The following is a 17,583-nucleotide window of genomic DNA, read 5'->3' as shown; positions in this document are numbered from 1 at the left end:
CTGATGAATTTGATGCTTTCTCCACGGAAAGTGAACTACTTACCATATTTGCTCTCCTTCTTTTCCTATTTGGTCATTTTAAAGAGCGTTAAGAGATTGTTTGATGCTTCTTCGTAGGAAGAATTTAAAATATTTTCTTTTATCGTCTCAATGAGGTCTGGTGCTTTGGGGTCGGTCACTGTTAGAACTTTAACATCGCCATTAAACATTTCACTCATCATTGTCTTCGCTTGATCAAAATTATCAAGGCTCTCTTCCTGTGTGCTTTCAACTCCTTCTGGTTCACCCTTACCAGACATTCCTTCTGTTCCACTTAGAATATCGCTTTGCATATGATCATATTCGTGTGATGTAGTTTGCTCTTCCTTTCTAGCTAATATTACAGAATCATCTACAACAAACACCTTTACACCAGTAATCCCTTCTCCTTCTAAAATTGATTCGAAAAAGGATGAAACGCCACCTTCATGGATACCTGAGCTGCCAATAGAACCATAAATGTCTTGGCCCATTCCGTCGTATGTTGATCCATGTTCATTCGTTGTTTCCGTTTTCTCACCATTTTCACTTGGGATTATTGATGGATCGTTTAGATTAGTATCTGTAGGGTGATGAGAGACATTATTCATATCCGTTCCATTCGCACCATTTGTATCTGTCGCTTCTTCTTGACCCCCATTACAAGCAGAAAGCACAACCACTATACCAAATGCAAAAGTAATCATAATCATTTTCCATATTTTTCTCATAAGCTTACCTCCATATTAATAATTACTCGTATATTACCCAATAATTTTTTATGTATGATTGGTTATTTTTGGTGGCATAATAACTGCGAATTAATTTCAATAATAAAAGAGGTGATTTCTTTGACTGATGACAAAAAAAAGAAACAATCAGAGAGCGAAAGATTATCTCGCAGGAAGTTTATTAAAAACTCTGGGTATGCGGTTGGTGGATTAGCAGTAGGTGGTGTAATTGGTAGTGTTATACCATGGGATACCGAGGATAAAGCAGCACCACAAACTAATAACAAGAACAATAAGACAACAAACTTTACTCATGCTCTGATGAATTTTAGTCAGGCAGAGTTTAAAATGGTTGATGCTGCGACGGAACGAATTTTTCCAGAGGATGAAAATGGTCCAGGAGCAAAGGAACTAGGAGTGGCCTATTACATCGATCATCAATTAGCAGGCTCTTATGGACTAAATGCTAGGGACTATATGCAACCGCCATTTTTTAATGGTGAAAAGGTCCAAGGCTATCAAGGTAGACTTAGGCGAAAAGAGATTTTTCGCATTGCTTTAAAAGAAATGCAAAGTTATAGCCAAAAGAAATACAAGAAGGGCTTTATAAGTTTAACAGAAGAGGAACAAAATGCGATCTTGACTGACTTTGCAGAAGATAAAGTTAAGTTAATGACGGTTTCTCCAAGTGGCTTTTTTGATTTACTCCGCAGTATGACCTTAGAAGGGGTGTACAGTGATCCTTTATATAGTGGAAACAAGGATATGGACGGATGGAGAATGAGAAATTATCCAGGTAATCAAATGAGTTACACTGATATTATTGAAGAAGACTTTAAGGACATCCCCCCAAAAAGTCTTCGCGAACATATGTAATAAGAAAAGCGAAGGCGACTGCTCAGCGGCGTACAAATAGATAGGATTGTGAAAAGTACGTTGAACTTTACGTACCTTTCATCAAGACTAACTATTTGCTAGGCGCTAGAAGCCGCAGCTGGATCGAAGAAAAGCGAAGGCGACTGTTCAGCGAAAGCAAGCCAGACGCCAAAATTTATTATTTCTATTTTTAAAATACGAGGTGAACATAAATGGTTAAAAAATTGCCGAAAACAGATGTAGTAGTTGTTGGAGTAGGTTGGGGTGGTGGTATAATTGCTGCTGAACTTACAAAGCAAGGACTAAATGTCGTAGGTCTTGAAAGAGGACAAGAAAGACACACGGAAGATTATTATATGGTCCACGATGAACTCCGTTATGCTGTTCGCTATGAACTGATGCAAGACTTATCTAAGGAAACACTGACATTTCGTAGTAATAGTAAAATGCGGGCATTACCAATGCGTCAATATGGTTCGTTTTTAATGGGAACTGGACTTGGAGGAGCAGGTATACATTGGAATGGTCAAACATTTCGCTTCCTTCCCTATGATTTTAATATTCGTAGTGCAACGATTGAGCGGTACGGTAAAAATAAAATTCCAGCCGATATGACGATTCAGGACTGGGGAATTACGTACGATGAAATAGAACCATATTATGATAAATTTGAAAAAATGGCAGGAATCTCGGGTGAAGAGAATCCTCTTGGTGGAAAGCGTTCTAGTGCGTATCCAACAAAACCAATGAAACACTCTCCACCAATGAAAATGTTCAAAAAGGCAACAGAAAAGTTAAATTATCATCCTTATACTATACCCTCTGCTAATTTATCCGAGTCATATGAAAATCCAGATGGTATAGCAAGAGCGGCTTGCCAATATTGTGGATATTGTGAGCGTTTCGGTTGTGAGTATGGTGCAAAAGCAGACCCTGTTGTTACTGTAATCCCAGTTGCAGCTAAAACTGGAAAATTTGATCTTAGAACTCATTCTTGGGTAAGAAGAGTATTACATAACGGTGAGAAAGCAACAGGTGTACTCTATACCGATGTGACTACAGGTGAAGAAATTGAACAGCCTGCAGATGTTGTTGTTCTGACTAGTTATGTATTCAACAATGCTAGACTTTTATTGAACTCTAAGATAGGTCAACCATATGACCCTTCTACAGGAGAAGGCGTTATTGGTAAGAATTATGCTTACCAGGTAGTAAAAGGTGGTGCGACAGGTTATTTCGATGACCAAAAATTTAACAATTTTGCTGGTGCTGGTGCACTAGGAATGGTAATTGACGATTTTAACGGTGACAATTTTGACCATTCCAACTTAGACTTTATTCATGGCGGCTATCTGAGCCTGACACAAACAGGCCTCAGGCCAATTCAAAATAATCCGATACCAAGCGATTCACCAACTTGGGGTAAGGAATTTAAGAAAAACTCGCTAAACTATATTAATAAAACATTGTCTATAGGAGCGATGGGAGCAAGTTTGCCATATAAACAGCATTACCTCGATCTTGATCCAACATATACAGACACATTTGGTGATCCAATCATCCGAATGACCTATGATTTTAAGGAACAGGATCGTCAGCTAGCAAAATTCACTGCGAAAAAGTCAAGTGAAATTATGAAGGAAATGGGAGCTAGTAAGGTTGACTCCATGAAAGAACTTGGTCCTTATAATATCACGACATATCAATCAACCCATAATACTGGTGGGGTAATCATGGGCGCTGATTCAAAAACGTCAGCAGTCAATAATTATTTACAAATGTGGGATATGGATAACTTGTTTGTCGTTGGTGCTTCCGCTTTCCCGCATAATGGTGGCTACAATCCGACAGACACAGTTGGTGCGTTAGCATATCGAGCGGCAGAAGGAATTATAAAATATAGCAAGAATGGCGAGAAGCTAGCTTAATGGATAAATTATATCCATAAAAATGGAAAGAAGGTGTTAGAAAATGCTTTCAAACATTGGTGTACCAGGATTAATCATTATTCTGGTCATTACTTTAATTATTTTTGGTCCAAAAAAACTTCCGGAGATTGGATCAGCATTTGGAAAAACGCTATCGGAATTCAAACGGACAACCAGTAGCATTATGAGCGATGAGGAAGATGATACAACGAAGTCAGAAAAAGGCCATTCAAAGGTCTGACATATAAAGGGTCATCAGAAAAGGAACTATCTACGTAATAACCAGATAGTTCCTTTTTTGGCAGTTAAGAAAGTATAAATCCTTTCTTACTGCATAAGTGCAACTAAGGCTTTCGCCATTAAGACTTGGCGATAAGCCAAGTTTTCTAACCAAAAAAACAGACCAGATTACAAGCATCCAGTCTGCTAAAATTTATTTTTTAGTTCCATCGTCTTTAGAAGATTTTTCGTATTCCTTTTTAACATCAGGTTCATCTGAGCTAAATTCGGTACTAAACTCTCGGTTGTTAATACCCTTTTCACGCTGATTTGTTTCCTCTAAAACATTTCTTTCCATATACATATGGAAAAACATTTCGCCTGCAGCAATTACTACAGCACTTATAAGGGAAGCCATGATAATGGGAATGTTTTCCTCGATAATGTTTCCACCAAATAGCCAAATAATAATAAATGCAAGGCCAAGATCTGCAAGGGTTGCGACTGTATTACTTGTGTTAGGTAAAACGTACACATCGCCTAAGTAGGAAACCCCTGTTAAAACCAAGCTAATCAGAAGAACATCACCGAAATCAACTCCATAAATCAGAGATAACACTACAAATAATACTGCAGTACACATAACAAATTTCATCAGTAATGCTTTTACGTGTTCCATTTCTTTTTCTCCTTTCAGAAACAGTTGAATTTGACATTTAAGTGCATTTCTTATCTTTTCCAGGTGTGTTGTAAATATACGATATTATTGTTTAGACACCACAGTTTGAAAAAACCGCCACAGCCATAGTTAATGACGTGACGGTTGTTGTTCATATGTATAATAAGATCCGAATGTTTGCACGGAGCAATTCAGCACAGTAAGCTCTTCTATAGCACCTTTCATCATCGAATGATCTTCTGACTCTAAAACATCAATGATGAAAAAGTAATTGCCAAGTCCCGTTTTCAATGGTCTCGATTCGATTTTACTTAAATTGAGTCTTCGCCAAGCAAATACGGATAAAATCTGATGTAGTATCCCTGAACGATCATCTTCTGGCAGCTTTATCATCAAAGTTGTTTTTGTTTTTTCAGAACGTCCCTCGTGTTCCAGACTTTGTTTTTGTGTTGATAATACAGCGAATCTCGTATGGTTGAAATCTAAATCATGGATATTTTCTTCTTCGATATGTAATCCGTATTTCTCTGCAGCTAGCCTATTTGCGATAACAGCAATCTTTTCATCTGGGTGTTCAGAAATATACTTGGCAGCAGCTGCAGTCGATGTCATTTGAACAAGCGGGACATGACGGAAGTGGTTCCGTAAATACTTATGACATTGGGCTAGCGCATGTGGATGAGAATTAATCGATTCGATTTCATCGACAAAACGTGCTTGTTTCTCATTGACCATTAAGTGCTGTTGAATCGGTGTTGAAATTTCTGCATTAATGAACAACTTACTTCCATGGAACAAGTAATCGAGTGTCATCGGAACAGATCCTTCCAACGCATTTTCGAGTGGGACAACTGCATAGTCAACTTGTCCTGCCTCCACGGCCTCAATACAATCCGGAATTGTTGGGTGTGGTACTAAACCTGATGTGCCGAAAAAAGAATTTGCCGCAACGTGTGTGAATGATGCTTCTGGCCCTAGAAATGCGACCAATGGTATTTTTTTGTCTGACATAATATGATTCTCCTTCACCACCAATTTTACGTATATACAGTATAGCATTTTCAGGACAAGTAGTGGTGATAATAACCAGTTTTTTCGCTTTTATTCTGATGGAATATGGTAAAATTACAATGGGGTGATGAGCGTGAAAAGCAAACCGATTTATGTAGAGATACCAATAGATACTGAAATGGACAAACTATGGGAGGCATCACAGACGCCAAAGTTACACCAACAATGGGATCTCCGTTTTTCTTCTATTATTTATTTGCCCAAAAAGGAAAATGAACCTCAGAAATTTACATACAAAACCAAAATTGGCTTTGGTATTCAAATTGAAGGATGGGGAGAAAGTGTAGGCAGCTTTCATGCTAAAAATGGATCGAGAACATCTTCTTTACACTTTGGAACTGACCAAGCGATATCGATTATTCGTGAGGGTAGAGGTTATTGGAAGTATATCCCAAAGGGGGATTCTTCTCTAACATTTTTAACACAGTATAATTATGAGCCTAACTTCGGAAATATTGGGAAATTATTTGACCATTTCGCATTTCGGCCTCTTATCGGGTGGGGAACTGCACTTAGCTTCGATGTTTTGAAACGATGGCTAGAAAAAGGGGAAGCACCAGCATATCAATACATACAATTTTTCAGTAATTGGTTGATTACATTTCTTTTTTTCTTTATATGGACGTACCATGGGCTTATACCGAAAGTAGTAAATTTACACCCAGAAGAACTTTATATGGTAACTGCAGCACTTCCAGTTACTATAAACCAAGCTTCCTGGATTGTTATGATACTAGGATTACTTGAAATTTTATTTGGCATAATTTGGTTGATATACTCAAATAAACGAAGCCTTTTTATTCTGCAGATTATTCTATTTCCTTTATTAACACTTTCAGCAGTTCTGGTTGAGCCAACCTATTTGATCGATCCGTTCAATCCACTTACCTTTAATATCTCATTATTTATTCTTTCTATAATTGGGTTAATGATTAGTAAAGATGTACCTACTGCAAAAAGTTGTAAAAGAAAGCGATAAGGGGATTTTTATGTCTATCTATAAAAAAGCTTTAGGAGATCAGTTTTATAACCTTCATCCCATGCTACGAAAGAGATATGAATTTAATGAAGGAGTTATCTTTAAAGGTAAGGGAACCATGAAATCCATTAATGGTGGACCTAAATGGTTATTTCCTTTTTTTCGGTTAGGGGTGAGATGGAAATTACTCTTTCCTGAACATGGAAGAAACGTTCCATTTGAGATTGTTAATACACCAAAAAACGGAAAAAATGGGGAGGAACAAATTCACTGGAAACGAACCTTTTACTTTGATGGGAAGAAGAGATACTTTAATGCATTAATGAGTTTGGATCCTAAGCGAAACATTATTAAAGATTATTTAGGTGAACCGCATTTAGTTTACTCAGATTTATTGCTATCTTGTACAAATGATGGTGGATTACAGATTGATTCAAAAGACCAATATTTGGTGATTGGCAAAATAGAAATTCCGTTGCCGAGAGTGTTTCAAGGTCTAGCAACGGTTACTGAAAGGTACATAGACGAACGTAATAAATACGCCATCAAAGTGGTTGTAAGGAATCCCATCATCGGTGTTGTTTTTTCGTACGAAGGGGAGTTTATCAGCCATGATATTTTTTAAATTAGCATTCATTAATGTGTTTTTCTTGATAATAATTGCATTATTCAATACAAATTCATGGTATTTTATAATCCTAACTATTGCCCAGTTATTTTATATTCCGTTGACCTTATACATGGTTTCAAAAAGCGATCAGAGTTGGTTCGCCAGATTTCTTCCTTATGTAAGCATTCCTGCATCCCTCGCAGTTATTTTATTGCAATTAACAACAAATACTCCGTTCGATTTGGTATTTGCATTGCTCTATTTTGTTTTTACCTTAACAGTAGCTGGCTATGGATTATCTCGTTTTTTAAAAAGAGGGTTTACCCATATGGAGGAATTTATGATTGATATGGGTCTTATTTATCTGGCGATAGGGGGTGCCTGGTTTCTAGTGAGCGAGGCAAAAATAGACACAGATTTTTCACCGATTCTGACATGGCTTACAAGTGTACATTTTCACTACTCTTCCTTTTTATTACCTATTTTTGTAGGGTTTCTGGGCAGATTGTACAAATCAACATTTTATAAATGGGTAGGAACGATAATTTTATTATCTCCTATAGTTGTTGCAGTAGGAATCGCGTACTCACCTTTAATCGAATTGTTTTCTGTTCTAATGTATATTGTCGGTATATACGGATTAATTATCCTATCGGTTAAAGCTTCTGTACAGCACGTTTTACAAAAATGGATGATCCGAATTTCCTTTGCTGCTTTAGGGATAAGTATTGTATTTTCCTTGCTTTACGCTTTTGGAAATTTATCAAAACTATATGTTGTTACCATTGATTTTATGCTACGGTTTCATGGAGTTACCAATTGTGTACTGTTTGCATTAATTGGTATCATTGGCTGGTACATTCAGATTCCACCATCTAAACAAAGAAAGTTAGATTTTCCAATTAGTATGATAAGAGGTAAATGGACTATTGGTAAAAACATATTATCCGGAAAATTGGACAATAAAAAATATAATGGCCTTATAGATGACATGGGGTTGTACAAACGACATCTGAACCGTCAAACCTTATCACCTGCCGTAATCGATTTTTACGAGAATACCATTGAGTACCGTCTTTTTGCTGAGGTGAAGTGGTGTTTGTGGTTTAAGCCTTTTGCAGGAATATACCGATTAATTAGTAGATATATGAAACAAATTAATTTACCGCTATCAAGTCAAAAGGTGGAAATGACTGGAGATATATTTTCAATAAAAGAGGAAGTGGATGGAAGAAGTAACCCAAGAGCATGGGTAAGGATGGCAAATGAGGAGACCATTTTTGTTGCACTGTATTCTTATCACCAAACACTAGATCGAACTTATATGAATATTGCCTTACCATTGCCGCGGTCATCCATGATAGGTATTTTGGAAATGAGTAATTCTGGAAAAGAACTAGTATTAACAAGTAAAAAACAATCATCAGAAACAGATTCAGGAATTTATTTGGCGGTTAAAAAAAGTTTATTTAAATTACCCATTGAAGAAACATTCCAAGTACAAGAAGACAAATCCGGAAATTTAAAGGCACAGCATAACATGTGGATTTTTTCCATTCCGTTTTTAACAATTAATTATGCTATTTACCATAAGGATGTATGCAATTAATGAAAGACCGAGCTTTCAAGCTTGGTCTTTCATTATAATCTAAGGGTTTCACTAAAATGGCAGAAACTAAAGTTTATTCATTTGATAATTTCAACAAATCAAGAATCTTAAAGAATACGCTTAAAATAATCGCTACGATGGTTGCTAAGCCCATGCCTGTAAGAGCAACATCACCTAATTGTATCGTTGCACCGCTTATTCCGATTACGAGAACTACAGTGGTAAGAATTAGGTTTTGTGAACGGTTGTAGTCAACTTTGGCTTCCACTAACATCCGTATCCCACTTGCTGCGATAATCCCGAATAAAAGAATGGAGATTCCGCCCATTACAGGCGCTGGAATGGATGAGATGAGTGCTGCTAGTTTACCGCAGAATGAAAGGATGATTGCAACTACTGCTGCCATTCCGATGATCCATGTGGAGTATACGCGTGTAATAGCCAAAACACCGATATTTTCTCCATAAGTTGTATTCGGTGTTGCCCCAAAGAAACTAGATATAATCGTAGAGATACCATTACCAGCTAACGAACGGTCAAGTCCAGGATCTTTTGTTAAATCCTTCTTTACAATATTTCCTGTTACAAATAAATGTCCGATATGCTCAGGTATAATGACGAGTGCAGCTGGAAGAATAACCAGAATTGCTGACCAGTCAATTTTCATTTGGTAAAAGGTAGGCATCGAAATCCAAGCAGCTTCCTGAACCTTTGTTAAATCGACAAGTCCAAAAGCAAATGCAATGAAATAACCAGCGATAATACCGATAAGGATAGGAATAATTTTTAAAAAACCTCGTAATGTTACCCAACAAATAATGGTGATAGCAAGGGTTAAAAATGCTACGAGTGCTACTTTCGAATCCATTGCCCATGTTGCATCAGCGCCTGCTGGAGCAATCCAGCCTGCCATTTCTGCTGCTGTTGGTACAAGCTCAAGACCAATTACTGCAACAATCGCGCCCATTGCTGCAGGTGGAAAGATAACATCTATCCAGCCTGTTCCGGCAACTTTTACGATCATGGCCACAAGGGTCAACACAATACCAACAGCTAAAAAACCACCAAGAACATAGCTATATCCCGTGCCACCTGAGTATTGTCCTAATACAACAAAAACTGGTGAAAGGAAGGCAAAACTAGATCCTAAATATGCAGGTATTTTTCCTTTTGTTATAAATAAGTAAATCAACGTTCCAATCCCGTTCATTAAAAGAATAGTTGCAGGGTTAATACCAAATAAAACAGGTACTAAAACGGTCGAACCAAACATTGCGAATAAATGCTGAATACTAAGTGGTAAGCTTTGTAAGAATGGTAAACGTTCATCAACTTGGATTTCATGTTGAGCCATATTTTCTCCCCCTTTAAAAATGCGGTTCACCCGTTTATCTGCCAAAAAAACACCTTGCCTATTCTGGCAAGGTGTAGTGTACAAATAAAAGGCTCGCAAAAGGAAGAAACCTTTCCGAGTTTTATTTATAAAACAGATCTTCATCTGTTCCACCTTGCCAGTCTCACAGGACTGAATTAAAGGTAACCGTATGAACTATCTTAGTTATTATGACAATTTCTGCAGGTTGTGTCAATCAATTTTTTGGTTTTACAGTTCTGCATTGTCGCATACAGTTCTATTCCTCCTCATATTATGGGAGGGGAGGTGACTAATTTTGGTAAATAACCAGAATGTTCATAATTACGGTGCTTTAACGTATCCGTATGACATGCTCTCCATCATACGCAATGGTTTACCGGAAGCTTCTAATCCAAAGAAAGTTACGATTATCGGTGCGGGAATGGCAGGACTAGTCGCAGCATCATTATTAAAAGATGCCGGCCATCACGTAACAATCTTGGAAGGCAATAATCGAATCGGGGGAAGAATTTATACAGTACGTGAGCCATTCACACCGGGGAATTACTTAGACATGGGGGCCATGCGGTTCCCGGAAACCCATCCATTAGTATTGGAGTATATTCAAAAGTTTGACCTGCCTACCAATCTATTCATCAACACTTCAGCGAATGACCTTCTATTTGTTAATGGGATTCTAACTACAGCTGCTTATTATGAAAAATATCCTGATGTATTGCAATTTCCATTACCTCCTGAAGAACAAGGGAAAACCGCAAGAGATCTATTGTTATCTGCTGTTCAGCCATTTCTGAACCTTTACAACAACAGTAATCCCGAGCAACAAGAACTGTTACGGAAAAAGTTTGATCGTTATTCCTTTGATGACTTTCTCAGGTTTAATCCACTAGGTAATAGTCTATCATCAAATGCGATTCGTAAAATCAAGGTAGTACTTGGAATTGCGGGATTTCCAGAATATTCTTTTGTTGACATATTACTCGATATTGTTGGCACAGTTTTTGATAAGGATATGAAATATTATGAAGTTACTGGTGGAAATGATTTGTTACCAAAGTCCTTTTTTCCACAGTTACAGGGAAATATACTTTTCAACCAAAAGGTAAATCAAATTATACAAAAAGAAGATGGAGTAACAGTGACCGCTTGTGATTTATCGACTGGCGATTTCCATGGATTCGATGCAGACTACACAATCGTTACAGTTCCATATTCTGTTTTTCAATTTATCGATGTCTACCCATATCACTCTTTTTCCTACAAAAAGTGGAAGGTGATTCGGGAACTTAATTTTGTATCCTCTGTGAAAATCGGTTTGGAATTTAAATCAAAATTTTGGGAAGAGGCTGGAGTGGGAAATATCATTACTGACTTTCCTACACGTTATACGTATAATCCTAGTCATGATATTGGCGTGGAAGGTCCAGGCGTCATGCTAGCAAGCTATAGCTGGGGACATAATGCGATGCTATGGAACAGCTTAGATGAGGAAGGAAGAATTTGTGAGGCACTAGATGGGTTATATAAAATATACGGGGACCAGGTATATACGGAATTTCTGCAAGGAGCTACATTTAGTTGGAGTCAGAATCAATTTTCAGCAGGGTGCTTTACTTTATTCACTCCAAACCAAGCATCCGATTTTGGTGATGCTATTTTTTTACCTGAAGGCAGGGTACATTTTGCAGGGGAACACACATCAAGTTTTCATGGATGGGTTGAGGGTGCAATAGAATCCGGCATTCGATCAGCATATGAGGTGAATGGTAGAAAGGATTAATTTTTTAGGAACAAAAGCGCAAGCGTCCGGTTATTGCCGTATGACCTTTGCCCACGCAACGTGGGTAGTTCGGTGTTGCTACGCAAAGTAGCGGTTTTAACCGAACCTCCTTCTTTCTTGAGATAAAGGAAACATGCTCCTGCAACAGGGGTATGCCGACGTTGGGCGGCAAGCCCGCAGTTAGTCCGCCTTCCTTTTGTAGCGAATCGATGTTGACTTATCGTAAGGAGGAGTTGGAATGGCACTAGGCAATGGGCGCTGGAGCTGGACGTGGCTGATTAAGTAGATCAGTTATCCACAATTACAATATTTTATAGTTTTCTAAACGACAAGAAAAAAAGCTAGCTCCAAACTGGAACTAGCTTTTTCTATAGTTCTTTTCTGATAGAGGAATGATAATATTGTTTTTAGCTGGAGGCAGGTTTATGAATTAATATCCACCGCCACCGCCAAAGCCGCCGCCTACATAGCCGCCAGCTCCGACAATAATAAGCAAGATAAACAGAACTACGATTAACGCAAAACCGCCGCCATTGTTTCCACCGTAACTCATTAATGTTTCCCCCTTTCACAGTAGGATTAATACATAATATGTATCAAATACGATTCTGAATTGGACAGATGTTGATATTTGTAAGAAATGGGTGTTATTCTGTAAAAGTATTCTTTATATAAAATTTTCCATCGCGTGGTTACATACATAAAAGGTTATAATAATATAGTGAAGGTTGATATTGATATCAACACTCGTTCCGGTAAATCAACGTTCATTCCAGGATATCAACCCCAAAATAGAGAGGATATTAAATTATGGCAAATGACATAAATGAAGCATTCAAGAATAATATGAAACCCTTTTTGCAAGAGGCATGGCATGTTTCTGGATTTGAAGAACCAACCGTGATTCAAAAAAGAACAAGCACGACTATCGGAGAAGGGCGAGATATCATTGCTGAGGCACCAACAGGGAGTGGGAAGACGCTTGCATATTTGTTACCTTTGCTGCAAAAAATTGACGCAACTAAGAAACAGGTTCAGGTTGTTGTCATGGCATCCACCCATGAACTCGTAGTGCAAATACATCAGGAAATTCAAAAGTGGGCAAAAGATAGTGGGATTTTAAGTGCGTCCTTGATTGGTGGAGCAAACATTAATCGGCAAATAGATAAATTAAAAAAGAAACCGCAAATTGTAGCTGGAACACCAGGACGAGTCCTTGAATTAATTACGAAAAAGAAAATAAAAATGCATGAGGTACAGACGCTTGTTTTGGATGAAGCGGATCAATTAATAGTTCCAGAACATTTGAACACGGTTGAAAGTATTATTAAAAGTACACTGAAGGATCGACAGTTATTGTTATTTTCAGCAACACTTTCACGCGAAACAGAAGAGGTTTCTCTTGCCTATATGCAAGACCCAGCGATTATTCGTGTACAAGAATCAGAAACGAATAAACCAAAAGTTGAGCATGTGTATATGATTTGTGAAGCTCGTGAAAAAATAAGTTTACTAAATAAAATTACAAACATACCCGATTCTAAGGTGCTAGCATTCATGCGTGATATTGGAAACCTATCAGTCCTAGCTGAAAAGCTAACATACAGAGGCTTAACAGTTGGTGTCCTACATAGTGATACGCGTAAAGAACAGCGAGCAAAGGCATTAAAGGCATTCCGGACGTCGGATAAAGCTCTATTGCTTGCGACAGATGTAGCGGCACGAGGTTTAGATATTGATGATTTATCATATGTAGTCAATGTTGATTTGCCAAAAGATAGCAAACAATACAAACATCGCGCTGGTCGTACTGGACGACTTGGATCTACAGGAGGAACAGTTGTCTCGTTAATCGAACCACATGAATTAAAACAGCTACAAAAATACCTGGGTGAATTAGAAGTGGATCTTCAGGAAAAGGTGCTACATGCAGGGAATTTTATCAACCCGAAGTAATTGAATTTGCGCGTATATAGGTAGTTCTGTTGGGGTGAAGCCTCAACAGAACTTTCTTTTTTCAAGTTTTTCAAATTTGCTATTGACATGTTCTTTATAAAGAACTATTATAGTAATAACGAGGAATACTTAAAGATAATGTGCATGATAAACATGAATACCACATAACAATAATGTACGCGTAGATTAAAATATTTTTTTGAATTGATTGTTCGTTATATAGAATAGGCGTATTATATTAACGTGCGTATTTAACAGGGGGATTAAATGAGTAAATTAAAACAGGATAGCTTAATCGGTAATATTAAGGAAAAAGAAATTAATTTAAAGGATTACTATGTATTAATAAAGAAACGAATTTGGATTGTAATTGTGATTGCAATACTTACAGCTTTGGCAGGATATGCCTATAGTAACATCAACAATACTCCACTATATCAAACTTCAACAAGGATTATTATAGGTTCATCAGAAAGTGGAGGGGATATGCAGACCCTTATGGTCATGATAAAAGATCCAATAATTATGGAGATGGTAAAAGATGAATTACAACTCACACGGCCTGCTGAAGCAATAGCATCAGGAATTAGTGCTGAGGTGATAGATGATTCTCGTGTAGTGAAAATATCTGTGACTGACCAAGATTCTATGATGGCAGTGGCGATTGCAAATACAACTGCAGACGTATTTAAGCGTGAGATCGCGAATATTTTGAACTTTAAAGAAGTACAGTTATTATCTGATGCAAAAGAGAACCCTAATCCAATAAATGAAACACAAAATCGAACAACAATAATCGGCTTAGTCTTTGGGATCTTTGTTGGCGTTGGATTAGTATTTTTGTTGGATTCTCTGGATGTTACTGTTAAGCGAGAAAGTGAAGTGGAAGAAATATTGGGAGTACCTGTAATAGGCATTATTTCTAATATGAACAAGAAAAAGGTAGTTTCCAAAAAGGTAAACGTGCCAGTCGTAGAGTCAAGGGGTGAGACGGTTGATGTTTAAAAGAAAACGAAAGAATGCTGGTAAAAGAAGCCAACTTATTACATACTCCAATCCAGATTCTATTGTCTCTGATCAATTTCGGGCAATTCGAACGAACATTAACTTTCTAACAGAAAAAAGAAAGAATAGAATATTTATCATAACTTCCCCTGGTGATGGAGAAGGAAAGTCAACTACAACAGCAAATTTGGCGGTTTCAATGGCTCAACAAAAAGAAAGCATACTTTTGATTGATGCTAATTTAAGAGATCCCATTATTCATGACGTATTTAAAGTCCCAAATGATCTTGGATTAACGAGCATACTTTCTGGTAAGGCCAAGTTGGAAAATATAATTAAACGAACTGGGATTGGTAACCTTGAGATCTTAACTAGTGGGGCTAACTTGTTCAATCCAGCAGAGTTGCTGGGTAATGAGCAGATGACAGAACTGCTTAAAACAGTAGCGGATATGTATGACATAGTACTGATTGATTCGCCACCTGTGCTAGAATCAACGGAAACGCGGGTATTAGCAAATCAATGTGATGGTGTTGTATTAGTTTTAAATCGAGGGAAAACAGAACTAGAAAAGACTGTCGAATCTAGACGCGTATTAGAGTTAGCGCATGCAAGACTTGTAGGTGCGATTATCAATGAAAAATAAGAGTATTTTTTTTAGTATTACTGTTCTTTATTAAGAATTAAATGTGCGTTTTATCGTATGATTAGCTTCAGCGTCAAGTTCCTACGCTTTTCTTTTATGGTGATGCCTACTTACCATTATCAATGAAGGCACTCGGTCATGCTGTGGGTTGTCATAAACCTTAGACGCGTTTGTTGTCGGTAGTGTGGTGTGAGGATGGGTTGAATGCCCATATTTTTTTACATAATTTCACACACTAACTAAAAAAAGGAGGGGCCTATGACATATCGACAAAGATTGTCTTTATTTATCATACTTGATTCCTGTATTGTACTAACAGCAATTTTTATTAGTGGGTTTCTAGTAAATGCAAGCATCCATATTTTAACACTACCAATAATTGTTAGTTCCATTGCAATCTTATTCAGCCATCATTTTTTCTCTGTAAAACTAAAGCTTTATAAAAAAGCGTGGGAGTACGCGAGTGTTGGAGAATTACTCATTATTTTTAAAGTAGTGTCTTATTCCATTATTTCTGCGATGATCATTCAGCAAATTTTGGTTCAAGAAACCTATCTAAGACTGCTTGCTGTCACATGGACGCTTCATATGTTGTTAATAGGTGGATCGCGATTTGTGTGGAGGCTGTATCGTGATTCCATTATTAATAAGACAAATGAAAAAAACAGAACGTTAATTATTGGTGCAGGATCTGCAGGGACAATGGTAGCAAGGCAACTTTTGAAGGATAACGATAGCCATTTAGTACCTGTAGCTTTTATCGATGATAATGTAAGAAAACATCATCTTGATATTTTAGGTATCCCTGTTGTTGGTGGTGTTGATAGAATTGCGAATGCTGTTACGGATCATGACATAGAAAATATAATCATTTCGATCCCTTCGCTAAGCAAAAAAGAATTAAACACTATTTTTCTGGAATGTGCAAAAACGAAAGCGAAAACAAAGATACTGCCATTGCTGGAGGATTTAGTCACAGGTAAAATATCGGTTAATCAATTTCGTGACGTGCAAGTGGAAGATCTTTTAGGTAGAGATCCTGTTGATATGGATATTGAAAGTATTTCTGAGGATATCACGGGTAATGTTGTTCTAGTGACTGGGGCAGGTGGTTCGATTGGTTCCGAAGTATCACGGCAGATCTCCCTGTTTAGACCTAGGCAACTAATTTTACTTGGTCATGGTGAGAATAGTATTTATTCGATTGAAATGGAATTAAAAGAAACGTATAAAGAAAGCGAAATTGAATTTATAACAGAAATAGCTGACGTCCAAGATGCTGAGAAAATGATGGCCATTATGAGAGCCCATCAACCTGATGTGGTATACCATGCCGCGGCACATAAACATGTTCCGCTAATGGAGCGTAACCCTGAGGAAGCAGTGAAAAATAATTTGATTGGTACATTGAATGTAGCTAAAGCAGCAGATTGGAACAATGTAACTACATTTGTAATGGTATCAACGGATAAAGCGGTCAATCCAACCAGTGTCATGGGCGCATCAAAAAAACTGGCAGAAATGATTGTCCAGGGCATGGACCAAACAAGTGATACAAAATTTGTTGCTGTTCGTTTCGGCAATGTGTTGGGGAGTCGGGGAAGTGTTATCCCATTGTTTAAAAAACAAATTGAAAAAGGGGGGCCAATTACTGTAACACACCCTGACATGGTCCGTTATTTTATGACCATCCCCGAAGCATCTAGGCTAGTCATTCAAGCCGGTGCATTGGCACAAGGAGGAGAGGTATTTGTATTAGATATGGGTGATCCGGTAAAAATAGTGGATCTTGCAAAAAATCTAATCAAATTATCGGGAAATGCTATTGATGAAATTGGAATAGAATTTACCGGAATGCGGCCAGGGGAAAAGCTATTTGAAGAGTTACTGAAAGATGATGAAGTTCATGACCAACAAGTTTATCCGAAGATTTACGTTGGGAAAACAGCTGAGCTTTACCTAGCGGAGATTGATGAGATCCTATTAATCTATTCCAATTTAGACAGGAATGCACTAAGGGAAAAACTGGTTGGATTGGCAAATCAAACGATAACAACGAATCAGAAATCTGTCATGTCAGTATCAATGTAAACGGGGTGTA

At 37.5% G+C, this 17,583-nt stretch carries 16 protein-coding genes; 11 read left to right on the top strand and 5 right to left on the bottom strand.

Annotated elements, in window-relative coordinates; all coding sequences use genetic code 11:
* Positions 1–65 precede the first annotated feature (65 nt).
* Positions 66–749 (bottom strand): hypothetical protein, encoded by a 684-nt coding sequence (locus CFK40_RS13810; protein ID WP_089532861.1) that lies wholly within the window; start codon positions 747–749, stop codon positions 66–68.
* A gap of 111 nt (positions 750–860) precedes the next feature.
* Between CFK40_RS13810 and CFK40_RS13805 the strand changes: the two genes are divergently transcribed.
* The 3 genes from CFK40_RS13805 to tatA all read left to right on the top strand — a co-directional run bounded on the left by CFK40_RS13805 (position 861) and on the right by tatA (position 3,794).
* Complete coding sequence (locus CFK40_RS13805) at positions 861–1,625, top strand: gluconate 2-dehydrogenase subunit 3 family protein (protein ID WP_319418056.1); 765 nt, start codon at positions 861–863, stop codon at positions 1,623–1,625.
* Positions 1,626–1,837: 212 nt separating this feature from the next.
* Positions 1,838–3,553, top strand: a complete 1,716-nt coding sequence (locus tag CFK40_RS13800) for a GMC family oxidoreductase (RefSeq protein WP_089532860.1) — start codon at positions 1,838–1,840, stop codon at positions 3,551–3,553.
* Between the two features lie 43 nt (positions 3,554–3,596).
* On the top strand, positions 3,597–3,794 hold the full coding sequence (gene tatA, locus CFK40_RS13795) for a twin-arginine translocase TatA/TatE family subunit (protein WP_089532859.1): 198 nt from the start codon (positions 3,597–3,599) through the stop codon (positions 3,792–3,794).
* 192 nt (positions 3,795–3,986) lie between these two features.
* Here tatA and CFK40_RS13790 read toward each other — a convergent pair whose 3' ends face one another.
* Positions 3,987–4,451, bottom strand: coding sequence for a YndM family protein (locus CFK40_RS13790; protein ID WP_089532858.1), 465 nt, complete (start codon positions 4,449–4,451; stop codon positions 3,987–3,989).
* Between the two features lie 129 nt (positions 4,452–4,580).
* On the bottom strand, positions 4,581–5,462 hold the full coding sequence (gene pheA, locus CFK40_RS13785; protein WP_089532857.1) for a prephenate dehydratase: 882 nt from the start codon (positions 5,460–5,462) through the stop codon (positions 4,581–4,583).
* Positions 5,463–5,595: 133 nt separating this feature from the next.
* On the opposite strand from pheA, the gene CFK40_RS13780 reads away from it, so the two are divergent.
* From CFK40_RS13780 to CFK40_RS13770, 3 genes are read left to right on the top strand one after another with little or no spacing between them, the layout of a single operon-like run.
* Positions 5,596–6,501, top strand: coding sequence for a DoxX-like family protein (locus CFK40_RS13780; RefSeq protein ID WP_089532856.1), 906 nt, complete (start codon positions 5,596–5,598; stop codon positions 6,499–6,501).
* Positions 6,502–6,511: 10 nt separating this feature from the next.
* The gene (locus tag CFK40_RS13775; protein ID WP_227001779.1) at positions 6,512–7,126 is read left to right on the top strand and encodes a DUF4166 domain-containing protein; all 615 of its coding nucleotides are present in this window, start codon (positions 6,512–6,514) and stop codon (positions 7,124–7,126) included.
* Complete coding sequence (locus tag CFK40_RS13770; protein WP_089532855.1) at positions 7,113–8,720, top strand: YndJ family transporter; 1,608 nt, start codon at positions 7,113–7,115, stop codon at positions 8,718–8,720. Before CFK40_RS13775 ends, CFK40_RS13770 begins: the two co-directional genes overlap by 14 nt.
* Before the next feature lie 73 nt (positions 8,721–8,793).
* On the opposite strand, the gene uraA is transcribed toward CFK40_RS13770, so the two are convergent.
* The gene (uraA, locus tag CFK40_RS13765; protein ID WP_089532854.1) at positions 8,794–10,074 is read right to left on the bottom strand and encodes a uracil permease; all 1,281 of its coding nucleotides are present in this window, start codon (positions 10,072–10,074) and stop codon (positions 8,794–8,796) included.
* A gap of 316 nt (positions 10,075–10,390) precedes the next feature.
* Between uraA and CFK40_RS13760 the strand changes: the two genes are divergently transcribed.
* Positions 10,391–11,875, top strand: coding sequence for a flavin monoamine oxidase family protein (locus CFK40_RS13760; RefSeq protein ID WP_319417989.1), 1,485 nt, complete (start codon positions 10,391–10,393; stop codon positions 11,873–11,875).
* A gap of 430 nt (positions 11,876–12,305) precedes the next feature.
* On the opposite strand, the gene CFK40_RS13755 is transcribed toward CFK40_RS13760, so the two are convergent.
* Positions 12,306–12,428, bottom strand: a complete 123-nt coding sequence (locus tag CFK40_RS13755) for a YjcZ family sporulation protein (RefSeq protein WP_089532853.1) — start codon at positions 12,426–12,428, stop codon at positions 12,306–12,308.
* A 257-nt stretch (positions 12,429–12,685) separates the two neighbouring features.
* Between CFK40_RS13755 and CFK40_RS13750 the strand changes: the two genes are divergently transcribed.
* From CFK40_RS13750 to CFK40_RS13735, 4 genes are all read left to right on the top strand, one after another.
* The gene (locus CFK40_RS13750; RefSeq protein ID WP_193433330.1) at positions 12,686–13,831 is read left to right on the top strand and encodes a DEAD/DEAH box helicase; all 1,146 of its coding nucleotides are present in this window, start codon (positions 12,686–12,688) and stop codon (positions 13,829–13,831) included.
* Positions 13,832–14,098: 267 nt separating this feature from the next.
* Positions 14,099–14,836 carry a YveK family protein gene (locus CFK40_RS13745; RefSeq protein ID WP_089532852.1) on the top strand — a complete coding sequence of 246 codons (738 nt, stop codon included), beginning with the start codon at positions 14,099–14,101 and terminating at the stop codon, positions 14,834–14,836.
* Positions 14,829–15,482 carry a CpsD/CapB family tyrosine-protein kinase gene (locus CFK40_RS13740; RefSeq protein WP_089532851.1) on the top strand — a complete coding sequence of 218 codons (654 nt, stop codon included), beginning with the start codon at positions 14,829–14,831 and terminating at the stop codon, positions 15,480–15,482. The genes CFK40_RS13745 and CFK40_RS13740 overlap by 8 nt, the downstream gene beginning before the upstream one ends.
* Positions 15,483–15,740: 258 nt before the next feature.
* The gene (locus CFK40_RS13735) at positions 15,741–17,573 is read left to right on the top strand and encodes a nucleoside-diphosphate sugar epimerase/dehydratase (protein WP_089532850.1); all 1,833 of its coding nucleotides are present in this window, start codon (positions 15,741–15,743) and stop codon (positions 17,571–17,573) included.
* Positions 17,574–17,583 lie beyond the last annotated feature (10 nt).

Source organism: Virgibacillus necropolis (genome assembly GCF_002224365.1).
Classification (GTDB): Bacteria; Bacillota; Bacilli; order Bacillales; family Amphibacillaceae; genus Virgibacillus_F; species Virgibacillus_F necropolis.
This window is presented reverse-complemented; position numbering and strand designations above follow the sequence as displayed.